The following is a 16,583-nucleotide window of genomic DNA, read 5'->3' on the forward strand; positions in this document are numbered from 1 at the left end:
ATAACCGGAGCGGGACTTGCTAGAGGGTATTTACATCAACCACAGCTTAGCGCAGAGCGTTTTATTGAGCTAAAAATCTCTCCATCGCAAACGGTGCGAGCCTATAAAACGGGAGATTTAGTACGCCAGCTTAGCAACGGCCGTATCGCCTATATGGGTCGTAACGATGGACAAATAAAGCTGCGAGGTTATCGTATTGAGCTGGTCGAAATTGAACAGCAAATTGGGCTGCTATCGGGTGTACAAGAATGCGCGGTTCAGATAACCACAAGTGCGTCAGGGCAGCCACAGTTGCAGGCATTTGTGGTAGCAAATACTGAGCCTCAAGTGCTTCAAACCCAGCTAAAGGAAAGGCTACCAAGTTATATGGTACCAGAGCATTTTGTCATGCTCGCAAGGTTACCTTTGACGCCGCATGGCAAGGTTGACCATCGTGCCTTGGCAACGCTTGGTAAAACTCAACAGACTATCACAGTAACCGAGCCGAGCACGGTCACACCACAGGCTAACAGCATCGTTGCTCAGTTATTGGCGATTTATCGGCAGGTATTAAATACGCCATCTATGACCGCTGAAGACGACTATTTTGCGTTGGGCGGCGACTCTATTTTGAGTATTCAAATCGCCAGTAAAGCCAAAGCACTCAAGTTACCAGTGAGTGCGACTGATGTGTTTACCTACCCCAGTGTTTCGGCCCTTGCTGCAAGACTTGCCCAGCAAGATATTCTGGTGCCGACGGACAGAGAAAGACTGCCATTGGTTGGTCAGCTCGATAAATTACCAATTCAGTATTGGTTTTTTGCTCAGCAATTTGCCAAACCCAGTCATTGGGATCAAAGCGTGTTGGTGAGTGTGGATAAATCCGTCACACCTGCGCAGCTTATGGAGGTTGTAAAATATCTGCTTACCCAGCACGACGCGCTACGCTTGGTGGTTGCGGATGAAAACACCCTATTTGTAAGTGATAGCATTGATATTCAAAAGGTATTTACGGCCCATACACTTGAGCGTGAGGTATGGCAAGCTGAGCTGAGCGAGTTCAGTGAACAAGTGCAGCAAGGTTTTGCGTTTACTAGCACGCCACTGTTTAAAGCGGTGCTATTTGTTACACCTAACAGTGAGGCCAATAATCGCTTGCTGTTTAGTGCACATCACTTGCTAGTGGATGGCGTCTCTTGGCGGGTGTTACTTGAAGATGTGAGCCAGTTACTACAGCAGCAAATAAACAATGTGCCGTTTGAGCTTCCAGCCGCAAGCGCAAATTTGGCTGAACTTGTCGATTTTTATCGTGAACTTGCATCTAATGAGCGCGATTTGCGCAAATGGCAGAAGGTGGCTGCACTGGCTGAAAGCTCACACTTATTGAGCCTAAAAGATACAAGCGCGACTCCAACGATAACCAAAGCTCGCCACACGTTATCAGCATCGCACACCCGTGCATTATTAGGATCTGCCAACACCAGTTATGGTACGACTGCGCAAGCATTGCTTCTCAGTGCACTTGCTTGGTGTGCGCAAAAGCGTGGTGCAGGCAGTGAAGTGATCATGCTAGAAGGGCATGGCCGCGAGTTACTGACCGAGGCACTGGATAGCAGCCGCACCATCGGTTGGTTAACGGCGCTTTATCCAATGCAGTTATTTAGTAATGGCAGCCGCTTGCATGATGTGATTTGCAGTATCAAGGCAGAGCTTGAAAGGAGCGCTAAAGTTGCCAGTAGTTATGGTGCTGCGCGGTATTTACACCCAGAGCCAAACGTTCGCTCAGCGCTTGAGATTGATACCCGAGACTTACTGTTTTTTAACTATTTAGGCCAGCTAGATACAGTTATTGAGCAGCAAGGTTTGCTGGGAGATGCTAATGAGTCGACAGGCACTTTGGTTGCAGAGTCAAATCTCAGTTACTTTGGAGCGCAGCTAACAGCGGCGGTCGTGGATGGTCAATTGGCGTTAACGCTGGAGTTTGACAGCCAGCGCTTAGCATCTGAAGCAGCAGAGCAATTAAGTAAAGAGATACTCGAAAGTCTAATTGAGGTCATCGAGCATTGCCAATCTCAGCCTAAACGTCATTACACAGTCAGTGACTTTGTACTTCTCAGTGGCATTTCTGAGAGGCAGTTGCAGCGCATACTTGGGCAGGTCGAAGGGGAAGTTGAGGATATTTACCCCCTAACGGATTTACAGCAAGGCATGTGGTTCCACAGTCAAACGGCACGTGAGGCGCACACTCAACGCACGCAACCTTATATCGAGCAAACCAGCTTATTGCTACAAGGTTGTGTGGATATTGAGGCGTTGAGTTACGCTTGGCAGCAGTTGATTAAACAGCACAGCATATTACGCTCGGCCTTTGTGAGCGTTGCTGGTGAGCCGCTGCAGGTGATTTATAAACATGCCGAACTACCGCTGAATCTGGTGCAGAGTGTCGCTATTGCAGATGCGCAATCGCATGTGGTGAAATCACAGGCCGAAGTGGAGCTTGCCGAGCCGCTTAAGCTCTCGCAAGCGCCTTGTATGCGGTTAAGCTTAATCGCTTTTGATGATGGCAATGTTGGAGTGGTGTGGACGTATCATCATCTTATTATGGATGGCTGGTCATTACCGATATTATTTGCTGAATTAGTGGCATTTTATCAAGCTCGTTGCCAAGGTGAGTTACGCCCCATTGTAGTAGATAATTTCCGCGATCATATCGAATATTTGCATACACATGTTGAGTGTGATGAGGCGTTTTGGCGGGAGTATTTGGGTGGTGTTAGCGCGCCCACATTACTCAGCGAAAAGGTACTTCACACTGAAAATAAAGCGGCTGGTGTTAAAGAACTCAGTGTGACTTTACCGCAACCGCTGCAAGATGCCGTGACTCGCTTTACAGGCGAGCAAGGGCTTACCGTCAATCAGTTTATCCAAGGGCTCTGGGCGTATTGGATGGCAAGTTGCTGCAACGAACCGTATGCCTTATTTGGTCAAACCATAGCGGGCAGACCTACAGCGCTTAGTAGAATGGCGCAGCGCGTTGGCTTGTATATCAATACGCAAGCGGTTCATGTCGCGATAGATCAAAATGCGCGTGTGAAAGATTACTTACAAGCGGTGAAGTCGCAGCTTACTGCATTGGCGAAGCACCCGCATACACCACTGACACAAGTTCATCAGTGGTCGGGTATTGACAACGACAGTCCATTATTTGATTGCTTGTATGTTTTTGAAAATTATCCGCAAGATCCGTTACAAAATAGCGCTGCGCTGCCATTTATCGCAACAACCTTAAGTGAAGTTGACGAAACGCACTATCCATTGACTTTCGTGGTCGGCGTAGGGGCGGGTTTATCGTTCACGCTGAGCTATCAGCAGCAGTGCTTTGATGAGGTGTTTATCAAGCAAAGCCTTGCGGCGATGCAGCAGCTGATGTTAGCGGCGACACAACAGCCTGAGCAAACACTCGGAGAATTGTCTTGGCAGCCTCAACATATGCAGAATAGCAAGGCATTGCCACTGCCCACTTTTGCACTGACGCAAGCGGCACCATATCAAACGCCAAGTTTACCTATTCAGCAATTATTTGCTCAAGTTGCTGCTGAATTTCCTGAGCATATTGCTATTCGCGAATATAGTAGCGTCTCTGAGGAGGCGCGTTGTTATCACTATTCACAGCTGGATAAAGACGCCAATCAGCTCGCCCATTACCTTGCATCACGATTAGAGCTAAGTACAGCCCCCGTTATTATTGGCCTGTGTTTAGAGGCGAATTATCAGCTTATTGTGGCTATGCTTGCGGTGCTCAAATTGGGCGCGGCTTATCTACCAATTGCACCAACACTACCTGAGTCTCGACGCCGTTTGCTGTTGCAAAATGCCAATGCAGCCATGCTGATTACTAAAACAGAATATTGGCAGGGTAGCTCGGATCTGGTGGTGCCTCAAGTCGATTTAGATAGTATTCAGGGCGCTTTGGCCGAGCAGTCCAGTCATTGCTTTACTGCGCCATGCCAGATTGACGACCTCTGTTACGTAATTTATACCTCGGGCACCACGGGCATGCCAAAAGGGGTGATGGTGGAGCATGCCAGTGTCGTTAATTATGTGCAGACTTTAGCTACACAATATGCGATTACGCCAAGCGACAATTACCTGCAATTTGCTAGCATGAGCTTTGATGTGTTTGCCGAAGAAGTCTTTTGTACTTTACTTCGTGGTGCAACCTTGGTGATGGCACCGACGGACGACATGTTAGATCCCAATAAACTGGCGCAATTAAGCCAAGATGCTGAGTTAACACTGATGAGTTTGCCAACGGCGTATTGGCATCAACTTGCAGCAACTTCAGTCACCCTGCCAGATTCGCTGCGGATCATCACCATAGGTGGCGAGCAAATGCAGATTGCCGCGCTCACCGATTGGCAGCAGCGCTACGGCGACCGTATTCGAATAATTAATGCCTATGGCCCAACCGAAGCAACCATTTCGGCAACGCTTAATGATGTCACGCACTTCAGCGGTGCACGCGTGCCAATCGGTCAGCCTATCGCGGGTTTGTCTTTATATTTACTCGATGAACAGCTTCGAGCGGTGGCCACCGGTGTGGAAGGGGACTTATACATTGCGGGTATTGGCCTTGCCAGAGGCTATCTCAACGACGAGGAAAAGACGCAGCAAGCCTTTATTATTGAGCCAAATAGCGGCCAGCGACTTTATAAAACTGGCGATCGCGCTTGCTGTTTAGCCTCAAATGAATTGTTGTATTTAGGCCGTGGTGATGACCAAGTCAAAGTGCGCGGCTACCGTATTGAGCTGGGAGAAATTGAGCGACAACTTCAGCTGCTAGACGGGGTTGCTAATTGCGCTGTGGTGGTGCGCGAAGATGGCAGTAACAACGCGCAACTGGTGGCATTTGTACAGCCTGCACAGCAGACTGAAGTTAGCGCGGCTTCACTACGGGGGCAACTTGGAGCGGCTTTACCTGCTTACATGATCCCTGAGTTGTTCCAATCAGTTAGCCATCTGCCGTTGACAACCAACGGCAAAGTCGATCGCAAACAGCTCACTGCGCTGGCCGGTTCATACACTCTATCGCAATCCCAGCACCAAGAGGCTAAGCAGGAAAGGCTCACCCCACTACAAACGCAATTAGCGCAGCAGTTTGCTCATCGCTTGCAGGTGGATGGAGTGTGCCTTGACGATAACTTCTTTAATTTAGGTGGCCATTCGCTATTAGCGCTGCGTGTAGTGGGTGATATTAATCAGCACCTACAACTCAATTTGCCGCTGTCGGCACTGTTTGAACATCCAACCGTGCGTGGCCTCAGTCAGCATATACAAGTATTAAGAGAGGGTCTTGGCGAATGCGATGGCAAACCTCAATCGCTTGAAACCTTAGTGTGTTTGCAAGAGGGCGAGCTCGGTTTTACACCTGTGGTGCTGATTGCGGGAGCGGGAGGTTGGCTAATGGCATTTCATGCGTTAGTGAATGGGCTTGATAGCCGTATCCCCGTTTATGGCTTGCAACCAGAGGCGCTTGCCGAGGAGCCTGAGACGCTAACCTCCATAGAATGCACCGCCGAGTATTATTTTAGTGTATTAGCTGGCGCAGAACTTGGTGAACAAGTGCATTTGGTCGGACATTCTTTTGGCAGCTTTATTGCCTATCAACTTGCCACTTTACTTGAGCAACAAGGTCGAATTGGCTGCTCGGTAACTGTGATTGATACGCCTGTACCGAGTAACCCAGCGCTTAACTTGGATGAAACGCAAATTGCACAAATGATGCTGGATAATCTGGTGGCATTTTTCCGCCTTAGTGTCTCTGATGCTGAAATCAGTGCTTATCAACAAGGTGATGCAACAGCACGCATTGCTTCTCTCAATCGCTGGATAAAACAAGCTGGATTTAATTTTAGTGATGCGCATCTACGTCACTCTCAACAAGTTTTTAGTGCCCAACTGCGAGCAAATATTGAGATGCGGTCTATGCTTAGCGACATCCCAATCTGTGTTGTGAAAACGCAGCAAACGCAAGAATTTGAAGGCCGTCCTGTGAATAAAGACATGGGGTGGCAACCATTTAGTCACTCTCTCTCTTGTTATGAAGTCAAAGGAGATCATTTGTCCTGCTTGCAAGCCGAGCAAGTGGGGCAGTTGGTTAACATAATTGAGCGCAACTATATGTTGCACTAGCAAAAGTACTTACTTTTAAGGATGGGAAAACAATGGATCACGCACTTTCTTTGGAATTGGATCCGACAACGATTGCAGCAGACCCTCGGGTACATGACTTATCTGAGGTTAAACAAAGCGGCATGGCATGGGTGAAAAGTCACGTTCAAGAGGTAAATAGTTGGGTTGAGCGAGATGGTTTTGCACTACTGCGTGGCTTAAATATTGTGAGCACAAATCAGTTTAGCACCATACTTGAGACCTTATTTGGTGAGCGTTTAAGCCAGTATATTTATCGTTCTTCTCCTCGTACCGCGTTGAACAACAATATTTATACCACGACTGAGTACCATGCAGATCAAGTGATCCTTCAACATAACGAGAATGCCTATTCCAATGTGTGGCCGATGCGAATGGGGTTCTTTTGTGTTATCCCAGCAACCACGGGAGGATGCACCCCCCTTGCTGATAGTCGTGAAGTCTACCGCCATATTCCAGCTGAGCTAAGAGATAAGTTTGAGCGCCTAGGCGTGCAATATGTGCGTAACTACGGTGATATTGACCTACCATGGCAAGAAGTTTTCCAGACCGAGAGTAAGACAGAGGTTGAGCACTATTGCCAACAAAATGAAATCGAATTTACTTGGCTTGATGATAAAAGGCTACAAACCAAGCAATGGCGTCCAGCCGTTATGCGCCATCCAAAAAGTGGTGAAAAGGTATGGTTCAATCAAGCTCACTTGTTTCATTGCTCAAGCCTAGACAATCAACTCAGTGCGCACATGCGTGACAGTATCGGCAGCGAATTTTTGCCACGCAATGCTTTTTTTGGTGATGGCAGTGAGATTAGCGACCAAGACATTGCCATGATTAACCAAGTTTATCGCGACCTGACTTTTGCCTACCCATGGCAAAAAAACGATATTTTGCTATTGGACAATATGCTGTTTACCCATGGCAGAGAGGCCTATACAGGTACTCGAAAAGTGCTAGTTGGCATGGCGAAAATAGCCTCGGCTTAACTGGTTAATATTAATCTTTTCCAGTGGAAGCTGGGCAATAACACTTGTTAGTGGTTACGTGGTTGGCAATGTAAGGAATTTGAACAATGAAATGGCTAATACAACTGCGACTAAGACTGATGATGCTATTTTGCATTACCCTAGCGCTTGCATCTTGTTTGCAGAAAAAAAGTATCGCGGATAATCACACCATCATGCCTAATCAATTAGAAATGATAGCAGCGGTGGTGAAAGAGTACTGCGATGCGAACCTTTTCTTTGGCACTATTTATATTACGTCAGTTGATAAAGTAATTTACCAGCATCACTGCGGGCCACAAAATATGCAGTATGATGTCGCGAACAGTGTGAAGTCGAAGTATCGCATTGGCTCCAATACCAAAGCGTTTTCGGCCGCTATTCTAATGAATATGTTAGATGGTAAGGACTTACGGCAGGAAACCATTGGCGACCACTTGCCTTGGTATCCAGATAATCAATGCGCAGATGTGTCATTGCATCACCTACTTACCATGTCATCTGGGATCAATAACTACAGTGACAACGAAGCGGTGTACGACAACTATGGTTGGCGACCCTATTTATATGACTCAAATCTAGACCTTAACGGACCAGAAGATTTTAGTAATCGCTTTTGTACTTGTGGTGCTGAAGCTGGGCAAAGTGGCACCCCCTCGTTCACGCCCGGCAGTAAGTATGAATACAGCAACTGTAACTACTATCTTATTGGTAACATTATCGAGCAGTTAGCTGCAGGTAAACAGGGCAACATTGGTCGTGAGTATTGGTTTGCTAATATCGTTCAAGAGCAAATTCTAAACCCGCTTAACATGACTGACAGTGGCTCATATAGCGCGATAGGTGTGTATTCGAATATGACCACAGGTTATATCTACAACCAAAACCAGTATTTACCTCTAGCGAATGGCCGCCCTCCAGCTACAGGCGGGCCCGCCCCCTATGAAGATATTTTGGTTAACCCTTACAGTAATCCGCTAGTGCTTTACTCTGCCGGAGATTTATATTCGACCGTAGAGGATATGCACAAGTGGGATCAAGGGTTATATGGTACGCAGATCTTAAGTGATGCCCAAAAACTGGCAGCCTTTGCACCCTATTCCAATACCGGCAGTAGCACAGAGTGTGAATATTATGGTTATGGTTGGTTTGTAACCTATGTCGACCCTAACCAGTATGGCAAAGTAGCAAATTGCCCCGAAAACCCAGCAGACGCTAACCTTAGAATGTATGAAAAGTTTTTACAGTATTCAGGCAGTTACCCCTATTCATGGGTGACTAGTTTTACTCGTTTACTGGAACGAGATCAAAGCATCATGGTGTTTAGCAACTATGTAAAAGAAGGGATTGAGTCAGATTGTATCGCCGATGAGATCCGTAACATTATCTTCTATAGTGATAAACACCGCACTGAGGAATGTCAGCAAGATTTAAATCAGGCATAACGCGGTGAGAGAAAACATCGAGCTCTGATGCTCGGTTAAACAAATTAATAGAACACCTGTGGTAGGTGGCAACGTTTCGCTCAGCTGTATTTGTGACACTGTGCAAATCCTTGGTTGTTCTTAGGTTTACTTCTTCATGATTAATGAAGGTAGTAAAGCCCATCTTTGAATGAGCATAGCTTGTGAAATTATGGGTGCTAGGGCAAGTGCCGTGTTGGCACTTGATGGGTTCGACAACTGTTTAAGTAAATCATAGAGGATGAATTATGGCAGTGACAAAAACAGCGAAGGACGACAAGGTAAGCGAAGCGCCAGAACAACAGGAATCACAACTTGTTGCTGATGAAGATAGAGCAGCCGTTGCTCAGCTGATTGTCGACAAATACACCAAATGGTCGTTTGGCTCTGGGTTTATTCCCTTGCCTGCGGTTGATTTAGTGGCGTTGACGGGGATCCAAATGAAGATGATAGGCGAAGTCGCGAAAGTCTATGGTCAATCATATGGAGACAATAAGTTGCGTGGCACAGTAAGCGCATTGATCGGCGGCTCTTTTCCACAAACCTTAGGGGGCGCGGGACTAAGCAGCTTTTTGAAGGCGGTTCCTGTGCTTGGTACGTTAAGCGCAATCGCATTTATGCCTATAGTGTCTGCGGCATCAACACATGCAGTGGGCTCTACGTTTGTTCGACACTTTGAAAATGGCGGTACGCTGATAAACCTGAATTTAGCAAGTATGAAAGGGGATATCGCAGATATTGCAGCTAAGTATCGTGCAAATAAGGGAAATGCGGACGCAACCGCTACAGCGGATAAAGCCACAGTATAACGATACTGGCTGAAATAAACCGGCAGGCAACTGCTGGTTTATTTTCCGTTTGTCGTCAATCACAACTTGGAGCAACTTATGTTAATTGCGCTGTATTTAGTGTTATGTGTTTTAACTGGGTATTGGGGGCGTCACACCTTTGCGGGGCCGGTAGGATTCTTTCTCATCTCATTGATGTTCACGCCTGTTATAGGGTTGATTATTTTACTCGTTGGGCAAAGGCGCAAACCATTGGCCGAGCAAGATGAAGAATAGCCATTTCTGTTGTCACGGCTTTAACTAGATATCAATATAACCAGATGTTTTAAAGCGATATTCTTTTGTTTTTGACCTGTGGTTTTTATTTTTAGGGACTATGCTTAATTGCATGCGCGGGCAGTAGCCCAATAACAATAAAAGATAATAATAATGGTATTGTACGAATTAATTCGCCGACATATTCAGATAAAAAAACGGACCTTTTTTGCACTTGGGTGTATTTCTGGTTTGGCTAATGCGCTGGTGCTTGCACTTATCAACAACGTAGCAGCCAATATTTCTGACATAAATAAAGAAAACCACATACTCTATTATCTTGTGTTGTTTTCACTCACTATTGCGATTTATGGTTTGACTCAGCAACGCTTAATGACCAAGGCTGCACAAATGGTTGAGCGTGCCATAGATAAACTGAGGGTCGATTTATTTGAAAGCATTCGCCACACTGAGTTATCAACACTGGAAAAAGTTGGTAAGGAACGGATTTTCAATACGATAAGTAAAGAACTCCAAACCATATCTCAATCGGCGCAGCTTTTTGTGATCATCGGTCAGTCTATTAGTTTAGTATTCTTCACATCGCTTTATATCGCTTGGCATTCATTTGTAGCCTTTATGGTTATCTCAACACTTATCATGGTGGGTGCCAGTATACACCGCTTAAGAGCGAATGAGATTCAGCGCAACATGCGGATCTCCTTTGACAGTGAAAACCAGCTTATTCATCGCTTATCTGATTTGCTTGATGGCTTTAAAGAAGTAAAGCTGAGTGAGCCAAGAGCAGAAGACTTAGAGCGGGAATATCGTCGCGATTCTAATCGTGCTAGGCGAGCGAAGACAAAAACACAAACTCTGTTTGCAACAGACTTTATTTTGTCACAAATAACGTTTTTTACCGCAACCGGTGCAATGGTTTTTATTGTTCCTATGCTATCCGATGTCTATACAGATGTCGTGATCAAAGTCACTACTGCATCGTTATTTTTAATCGGTCCAATTACCAGCATTGTTGGTGGGATCCCAGTATTCACAACCGCAACCGAGGCGGCACAAAATGTCTTGGCACTAGAGCGTGATCTGAAAACGATAGCAGACCAACAGCATACCGAGAGGCTGAAATCTACCGAAAACCTCACATCATTTAAAGCCATTACTATGCAAGGCGCGTTTTATCAGCACCAGAAGAAATCCAGTGACCGCCCTTTTTCCGTAGGGCCTGTTGATATTACATTCGAGCAAGGGAAAACCACTTTTATTACCGGTGGAAATGGTAGTGGCAAAACCACATTTATTCGTATGCTGACAGGTTTATATGCGCTTCAAGGCGGACAAATTTTATTAAATGGTCAAGCTGTGACTGATGATAATCGGCTCGCATATCGAAGTTTATTCACCGCTGTCTTTGCCGATTTTCATTTGTTCCAGCAGCTCTATGGTATTCGTGATTTGAGTGCTCAAGAAATAGACGAGTGGTTAGACTTTCTGGAGATGCGTGCCAAAGTCAGTATTCAAGAAGGGGCGTTTAGTACCATTGACTTGTCATCAGGGCAGCGAAAGCGATTGGCGCTACTGAGCACTATTTTAGAAAATAGGCCTATTTACATTTTTGATGAGTGGGCGGCAGATCAAGACCCTATCTTTAGACGCAAATTCTACGAACAAGTGTTACCACGCTTAAAGGCTCGTGGTAACACGATTATCGCCATCACTCACGATGATGCTTACTTCCACTTAGCTGATACACACTTAAAAATGGAAGAAGGACAACTATTTACCCATCAAGATAGTGAAAGTAATGGAGTGCTATCATGAATGTTACTATCCCTGAAGATTTTGGTTTATATGCTGTTGGTGGTGTCGTACTGGCACTTATTCTTTCAAACTTGTTTATGCGGGCGTTAAAGCGCCATAAACCCAAATGGCATAAACGCATATTGTCTTGGCGCTTTCGTGCTGGTGTGACGTTACTAATTTTGCTTTTTATCGCCGTTGTTTTGGTCAAAGTTGTCTTTATAAAAATAGATTCAGGGCAGGTGGGAGTGATATGGAAGCGCTTTGGCGGCACGTATGTTGAGCACCCGTTTTATGAAGGGACAGTTTTAGTATACCCATGGGATACGTTGACGATTTATTCCAGCCGCTTCCAAACGACCACCACAGAGATCCATGCTATTACCTCTGAGGGACTGAGGATAAAAATGGAAATAACGGTGCGTTACCGCCCCGTCGTGGAGCATATTCCTTATTTACACAAGTTAGTTGGGGAAGACTATCTAGATGAAATTGTGATCCCAGAAGTTGCATCTGCGGTGCGCATGATTGTTTCTGACTATACCGCCGAGGAAGTATACGCAAATCAACGCTTAAAGATTCAAGATAAGCTGTTAAGCACTGTCCTGAGAGAGGTTCAGTTGCAAGAAAAAACCATACTAAAGCAAGAAAAGAGCGAGATGCAGGGGCATAATTTGGTAAATCTAGACGACATGCTAATTCGCCATGTAGATATTCCAGAAGGGGTGCATAATGCAATTATAGCGAAAGTAAACCAAATGCACTTGTATCAAGAGTACGAAATGCGCTTGGATGTTGCTGAAAAAGAAGCAGAGCGAAAGAAAGTTGAAGCCATGGGGATAGCTGATTTTCAAGAAAAGGTGAGTGGGGGGATCTCTGAAACTTACCTAAGATGGCGCGGCATAGAAGCAACCATTGAATTAGCCAAATCGAACAATGCAAAAGTGGTGGTTATTGGTAGTGGAAAAGATGGGTTACCACTGATTTTAAACACTGAAAATGGGGGAAGTGCTTTACCAGCTTCGGTGCAGCCAGTGGCAGGGGATCCGCAAAACCAAGAACCACAAACCCCCAATGCCATTACTAAACCAAAATAATACCAATTTTCTTAATTAAGTGGTCTATTTTGAGACGAGAAAACCTTGTCGATAACCCCGCTACCGCGTCCTGTTGTCGCCAAGGTACCTACATCCGCGTAGGTAAGGCTAAAAATTTGCTATTTAGTTGTTCTAAATAAGAAATTTTTAACGCTATTAGCGTCAGATTTACTCCTTCAAATTGAGCAAGCATTAAGTCAAATTGGTAAAAGAGACCAAAGTGAGCCTCACTGCAATACGGTCGCTCATAGCCTATCCTAGCCCTAAGTTAGTTACATTTTGATTCTCACGCACTACACTGTGTTGCGTGAGAAAAGGCAAGGATAATAAAAAATGCAAATTGATTTACACCATGGTATGACATGGGTTGTTGCCCGTGCTGCGGGATTCATTGAACAAGAAGCTGAAATTATTGCTCACGCGTCGCAATATGTAGACGATGCAACAAATTACGGTCATATCGAGTTTGATAACGGGGCGGCCTATGAGCGTATCGCTACCGCACATAAAATGCTTGATTATAAAAACCTCGACAGCCTGAAGAATATGAAAGTGTGGGTGCCTTTTCATTTTTTACCAGGCAATGGAGGGTTGCCCGCTGGACAAAACCCCTCCGGCAGTTTTATTCAAAAACTGGTCTGTAAACCGCATTCATATGTAGCAAAAGACATGATTACTGAATGTATCGCAGATAAGGCAAGGCCATATGGATTACATCGCCTAGGTATTACCTCTCATGTATTCATCGATACATGGGGCCATCAAGGGTTTGCTGGAATACAACATAAAGTCAATAAAGTTAATGAAATAAAAGACTTAAATGGCGAAGCGGAAGAAACATGGAGCGAGCATATCAGTGAATATTTTTCAGATATTTTTCAAGATGATATTCCAAGCCTTGGACATGGGCAGGCACTGTCTCACCCAGATCAGCCGCATCAAGTGTGGAGCTATATCAACGGTTTGGATGAGAAAGTAGTAAGAGATAACCCAAGCGATTTTCTGGTTGCTGCTGATGAGCTGTGCAAAGTCTATCAAGCTTATCGGGGAAAAGAGATAACAGGCTTGGGTGAGTCAGTAAAGCAAGAAATAGCACAGTGCTTTATTGAATTTAATATGGATGATGGTGAAGTGCGCCACCAATTGTGGCTTGATGCAATCAAAACCGATAGATTTGGCCTAGGTGCATACACACTTACTTATATTGCCAAAGGCGAAGGGTCGTGGAAGCATCAAGCGCTAGGCACGACACGTGCTAAAGGTGATGACGATAGCTATCCATTTCGCCGTGAATTTTTAACTTCTAATTGGAAGTATTTTCATGATGCGGCTAAAAAGCATCGTCTCTGTGTAATTGATGATATTTTGCCTAGATATGGGATTTGTGTCAGCTAAGCTTCAGTAAAGTAAGTGCAGCTAGGCTGCACTATTCTTGTGTTTAAAATAGCTCGGAAGAAAGTTCACGGGATTGTGAGTTTTGGTTAATATGCCAAGTTTCGACGAGGCGAGTTGTACCACCTGAGTTTTTACAAATTAATTCTGTCACCAGTACTTTATAAAAACCACTGTATTTAGCCTCACCCATCATCTTCATTACAAAATCCACACGTAATGTGACTTATAGTCCGTAGACACATTGTCTACATTGATAAATTATCCCTTTAGCATTAGAGGGTTATCATGAACGAAGAAAAAATTCTCCAGCTATTTGGACTACATATTAAAAGCTTGAGGCTAAAGCTAGGCCTTAGTCAAGAGGAGCTAGCTTCTCTGTGTGAGCTTGATAGAACATATATTAGCGGAATAGAGCGGGGCAAAAGAAATATCAGTCTGTTAAACATTTTAAAGCTTGCTGATTCTTTGCAGTCTTCAGCGTCAGAGCTCATGAATTTTAAGAGTAAGGATAATAATGACAAGCCCATATAGTCACTTTGTGGATGAATTAGCAGAAAAGCACGGTGTCAGTAAAACTGGATTATTAAAAAAGTTTCTTGAGTTTAAGACTCGAGCTGTAAAAGGGAATAGCAAATCTAGAAGAAATTGGGCCGCGGTTTATACGATATCCGTGATTTGTGAGGACTATGTGGCTGGACAAAAGAATGGCTCATCTTCCACATCTCTGCTGCGTAGGATTAGACAGAAGCCCTATGGAAGTAAACTTCAAAATCACCATCTGGATAACAGATTAAATGGCGAATTTAAGAAAAAATACCGAACAGATTTAGAAATCATGGACATAGATGGCTCTAACCGGAAAGTATCGGAAGCTATTTTGGGTGAAGCTGGAGATAAACCTGAAGCCGTGGCTAAATTTGCGGTAGATGTGGTTGCTACATATGCGTCAATTATCGCGAAAATCGAGATTGCATTTTTAACTGAAATTTCATCCGCTAATACTCAGCAAGATATACTAAAAACAATAGTTAAGGCTTTCAATGCCACCTCAGATGCAAGAGTTTTTGAAATTGTTTCTTTCGCTATCTTACATTTGTCTTTCAAGAAAATTAAAGCTTCATTCTCCACAAGCTCCGGTGAAATTGAGACTAGCCCATTAATGCTTTATAAAACCGGAAGAACTAACGCTAATGATGGAGGTATCGACTTTGTACTCAAGCCAATAGGAAAGTTTTTTCAAGTTACAGAAGGTATCGATTTCAAAAAGTACTTTTTAGATTTTGATAAGGTGAACCGGTTTCCTCTGAGTTTTGTGGTGAAGACAAGCTTAAGTGTAGATGAAGTACAGAGCCAAATTAGGCTTAAGGCCAGCCGGGAAATGGATGAGCTAAAAGTGGAGCTTTATATGTCTTTATTTGAGGATATATATACCTTAAATGAGCTAAGTGATTACCTCCAAGAACTTTCTACAGATAACAATTCAATTGAGCAGCTGAAACAAATTATTATCAACTGCTATAAGCTCGAGTTTAGTTTATCTGATTAAAGGGTTTTGCTGTGGCGAGGCACTTGTGTCAGCTTCTTTCTGCCTATTTTTTTTGGATAAATTATTGGTCTTTCTTTTTTTCTCTTTTGCTAGTTCTTGCTCAGAATAATGGGATGGAAGCTCGAGTCTTCTAATTCCCATTTTCACGTATTCTTCATTGATCTCGATACCAATAAATTTACGATTGAAGCGCTTTGCAACAGCGCCCGTGGTAAAGCTTCCTGAAAACGGATCAAGGACGTAATCCCCTTCGTTTGAAGATGCTTTTACAATACGCTCAAGCAGTGATTCTGGTTTTTGGGTTGGATGATTTTCATACTCATCCATCTTGAACCTAACTCTCGGGAACTCCCAAACATTACCAGGAACTTTTTTTGTATTGTAAGGCTGAGGAGGGTTTTTTCGATAATCTATTAGCTGCCTTTTAGCGCCTGTTTTCGCCTCAACTAATATATCTTCATGATTGAAAGTATAGTTTTTAGGGTGTTTAGTAAGCATTAATATCGGCTCATACATAGATCCAAAGTATGTCTTTGCTTGAACACCAGAGCTATCATAGCTCCAAATCACTCTGCTTTTTATAGTGAATAGTTTCCGACAGTAAATATCCAAAAAGGGCATATTTTCGGTACTATTCATTAAATAGAATGTTCCATTTGGCTTGAGTACTCTAAAGCAATCATCAATCCATTCGTAACACCATGCAAGAAAATCTTCTTCAGTCCACTTTTCCTTTAAACCATCGAAATCTTTGCCTATGTTATACGGTGGATCTGCGAAAATTAAGTTCACTGATTCGTCAGGAATAGCTTTTAAACCCAGCAGGACATCACCGTGAATAATCTTTTGATTTTCATCTGAAAAAGTTTGATTTATAACATCAAATCGAGCGGCCATTAGAATACTCAAAGGAACATAAAAGCGTGACGCATAGTCTACATTTTAATATATTACATAACAACTGAATTGAATATGGTACATAACGCTAAGGCGTTACCAAGTATAAAAACAGAAAGTGCTATTGATAGTAAACT

The 16,583-nt window shown here is 44.0% G+C and carries 12 protein-coding genes (1 of these 12 cut by a window edge); 10 read left to right on the forward strand and 2 right to left on the reverse strand.

Annotation, left to right across the window (positions count from 1 at the left end; all coding sequences use genetic code 11):
• From F9Y84_RS03855 to F9Y84_RS03890, 8 genes are all read left to right on the forward strand, one after another.
• Positions 1 to 6,171 carry the 3' portion of a non-ribosomal peptide synthetase gene (locus F9Y84_RS03855; RefSeq protein ID WP_147389631.1) on the forward strand. It extends 5,886 nt beyond the left edge of the window, so 6,171 of the gene's 12,057 nt are visible here — the last part of the coding sequence; its start codon lies beyond the left edge, outside the window; the stop codon is at positions 6,169 to 6,171.
• Positions 6,172 to 6,203: 32 nt separating this feature from the next.
• Positions 6,204 to 7,172 carry a TauD/TfdA family dioxygenase gene (locus F9Y84_RS03860; RefSeq protein ID WP_147389628.1) on the forward strand — a complete coding sequence of 323 codons (969 nt, stop codon included), beginning with the start codon at positions 6,204 to 6,206 and terminating at the stop codon, positions 7,170 to 7,172.
• An 86-nt stretch (positions 7,173 to 7,258) separates the two neighbouring features.
• Positions 7,259 to 8,635 (forward strand): serine hydrolase domain-containing protein, encoded by a 1,377-nt coding sequence (locus F9Y84_RS03865; RefSeq protein ID WP_147389627.1) that lies wholly within the window; start codon positions 7,259 to 7,261, stop codon positions 8,633 to 8,635.
• Between the two features lie 266 nt (positions 8,636 to 8,901).
• On the forward strand, positions 8,902 to 9,462 hold the full coding sequence (locus F9Y84_RS03870; RefSeq protein WP_125251004.1) for a YcjF family protein: 561 nt from the start codon (positions 8,902 to 8,904) through the stop codon (positions 9,460 to 9,462).
• 78 nt (positions 9,463 to 9,540) lie between these two features.
• Positions 9,541 to 9,717, forward strand: a complete 177-nt coding sequence (locus F9Y84_RS03875; protein ID WP_167508250.1) for a hypothetical protein — start codon at positions 9,541 to 9,543, stop codon at positions 9,715 to 9,717.
• 153 nt (positions 9,718 to 9,870) lie between these two features.
• On the forward strand, positions 9,871 to 11,532 hold the full coding sequence (locus F9Y84_RS03880) for a cyclic peptide export ABC transporter (protein WP_147389626.1): 1,662 nt from the start codon (positions 9,871 to 9,873) through the stop codon (positions 11,530 to 11,532).
• Positions 11,529 to 12,608 (forward strand): prohibitin family protein, encoded by a 1,080-nt coding sequence (locus F9Y84_RS03885; RefSeq protein WP_125251006.1) that lies wholly within the window; start codon positions 11,529 to 11,531, stop codon positions 12,606 to 12,608. Before F9Y84_RS03880 ends, F9Y84_RS03885 begins: the two co-directional genes overlap by 4 nt.
• Positions 12,609 to 12,941: 333 nt before the next feature.
• A complete protein-coding gene (locus F9Y84_RS03890; protein WP_147389014.1) occupies positions 12,942 to 14,003 on the forward strand; it encodes a DUF6765 family protein in 1,062 nt (353 codons plus the stop codon).
• Between the two features lie 43 nt (positions 14,004 to 14,046).
• Here the strand turns inward: F9Y84_RS03890 and F9Y84_RS03895 are convergent, their stop codons facing one another.
• Positions 14,047 to 14,202 carry a hypothetical protein gene (locus F9Y84_RS03895; protein ID WP_167508214.1) on the reverse strand — a complete coding sequence of 52 codons (156 nt, stop codon included), beginning with the start codon at positions 14,200 to 14,202 and terminating at the stop codon, positions 14,047 to 14,049.
• 86 nt (positions 14,203 to 14,288) lie between these two features.
• Here F9Y84_RS03895 and F9Y84_RS03900 point away from each other — a divergent pair, with 86 nt between their 5' ends.
• Entirely contained in the window at positions 14,289 to 14,534 is a 246-nt protein-coding gene (locus tag F9Y84_RS03900) for a helix-turn-helix domain-containing protein (RefSeq protein ID WP_128730151.1), read from the forward strand.
• Entirely contained in the window at positions 14,518 to 15,549 is a 1,032-nt protein-coding gene (locus F9Y84_RS03905) for a type II restriction endonuclease (protein ID WP_147389015.1), read from the forward strand. Before F9Y84_RS03900 ends, F9Y84_RS03905 begins: the two co-directional genes overlap by 17 nt.
• On the opposite strand, the gene yhdJ is transcribed toward F9Y84_RS03905, so the two are convergent.
• Positions 15,538 to 16,446 (reverse strand): adenine-specific DNA-methyltransferase, encoded by a 909-nt coding sequence (gene yhdJ, locus F9Y84_RS03910; RefSeq protein WP_147389016.1) that lies wholly within the window; start codon positions 16,444 to 16,446, stop codon positions 15,538 to 15,540. The genes F9Y84_RS03905 and yhdJ overlap by 12 nt on opposite strands.
• Between the last annotated feature and the right edge of the window lie 137 nt (positions 16,447 to 16,583).

Origin of the sequence: Pseudoalteromonas peptidolytica (assembly GCF_012641745.1) — a bacterium.
Classification (GTDB): domain Bacteria; phylum Pseudomonadota; class Gammaproteobacteria; order Enterobacterales; family Alteromonadaceae; genus Pseudoalteromonas; species Pseudoalteromonas peptidolytica.

What these genes read in the sequence shown, in the direction of transcription:
- F9Y84_RS03860 (WP_147389628.1), top strand. Translation starts at nt 6,204, where the DNA reads ATGGATCACGCACTTTCTTTGGAATTGGATCCGACAACGATTGCAGCA.
- F9Y84_RS03865 (WP_147389627.1), top strand. Translation starts at nt 7,259, where the DNA reads ATGAAATGGCTAATACAACTGCGACTAAGACTGATGATGCTATTTTGC.
- F9Y84_RS03870 (WP_125251004.1), top strand. Translation starts at nt 8,902, where the DNA reads ATGGCAGTGACAAAAACAGCGAAGGACGACAAGGTAAGCGAAGCGCCA.
- F9Y84_RS03875 (WP_167508250.1), top strand. Translation starts at nt 9,541, where the DNA reads ATGTTAATTGCGCTGTATTTAGTGTTATGTGTTTTAACTGGGTATTGG.
- F9Y84_RS03880 (WP_147389626.1), top strand. Translation starts at nt 9,871, where the DNA reads ATGGTATTGTACGAATTAATTCGCCGACATATTCAGATAAAAAAACGG.
- F9Y84_RS03885 (WP_125251006.1), top strand. Translation starts at nt 11,529, where the DNA reads ATGAATGTTACTATCCCTGAAGATTTTGGTTTATATGCTGTTGGTGGT.
- F9Y84_RS03890 (WP_147389014.1), top strand. Translation starts at nt 12,942, where the DNA reads ATGCAAATTGATTTACACCATGGTATGACATGGGTTGTTGCCCGTGCT.
- F9Y84_RS03895 (WP_167508214.1), bottom strand. Translation starts at nt 14,202, where the DNA reads ATGAAGATGATGGGTGAGGCTAAATACAGTGGTTTTTATAAAGTACTG.
- F9Y84_RS03900 (WP_128730151.1), top strand. Translation starts at nt 14,289, where the DNA reads ATGAACGAAGAAAAAATTCTCCAGCTATTTGGACTACATATTAAAAGC.
- F9Y84_RS03905 (WP_147389015.1), top strand. Translation starts at nt 14,518, where the DNA reads ATGACAAGCCCATATAGTCACTTTGTGGATGAATTAGCAGAAAAGCAC.
- yhdJ (WP_147389016.1), bottom strand. Translation starts at nt 16,446, where the DNA reads ATGGCCGCTCGATTTGATGTTATAAATCAAACTTTTTCAGATGAAAAT.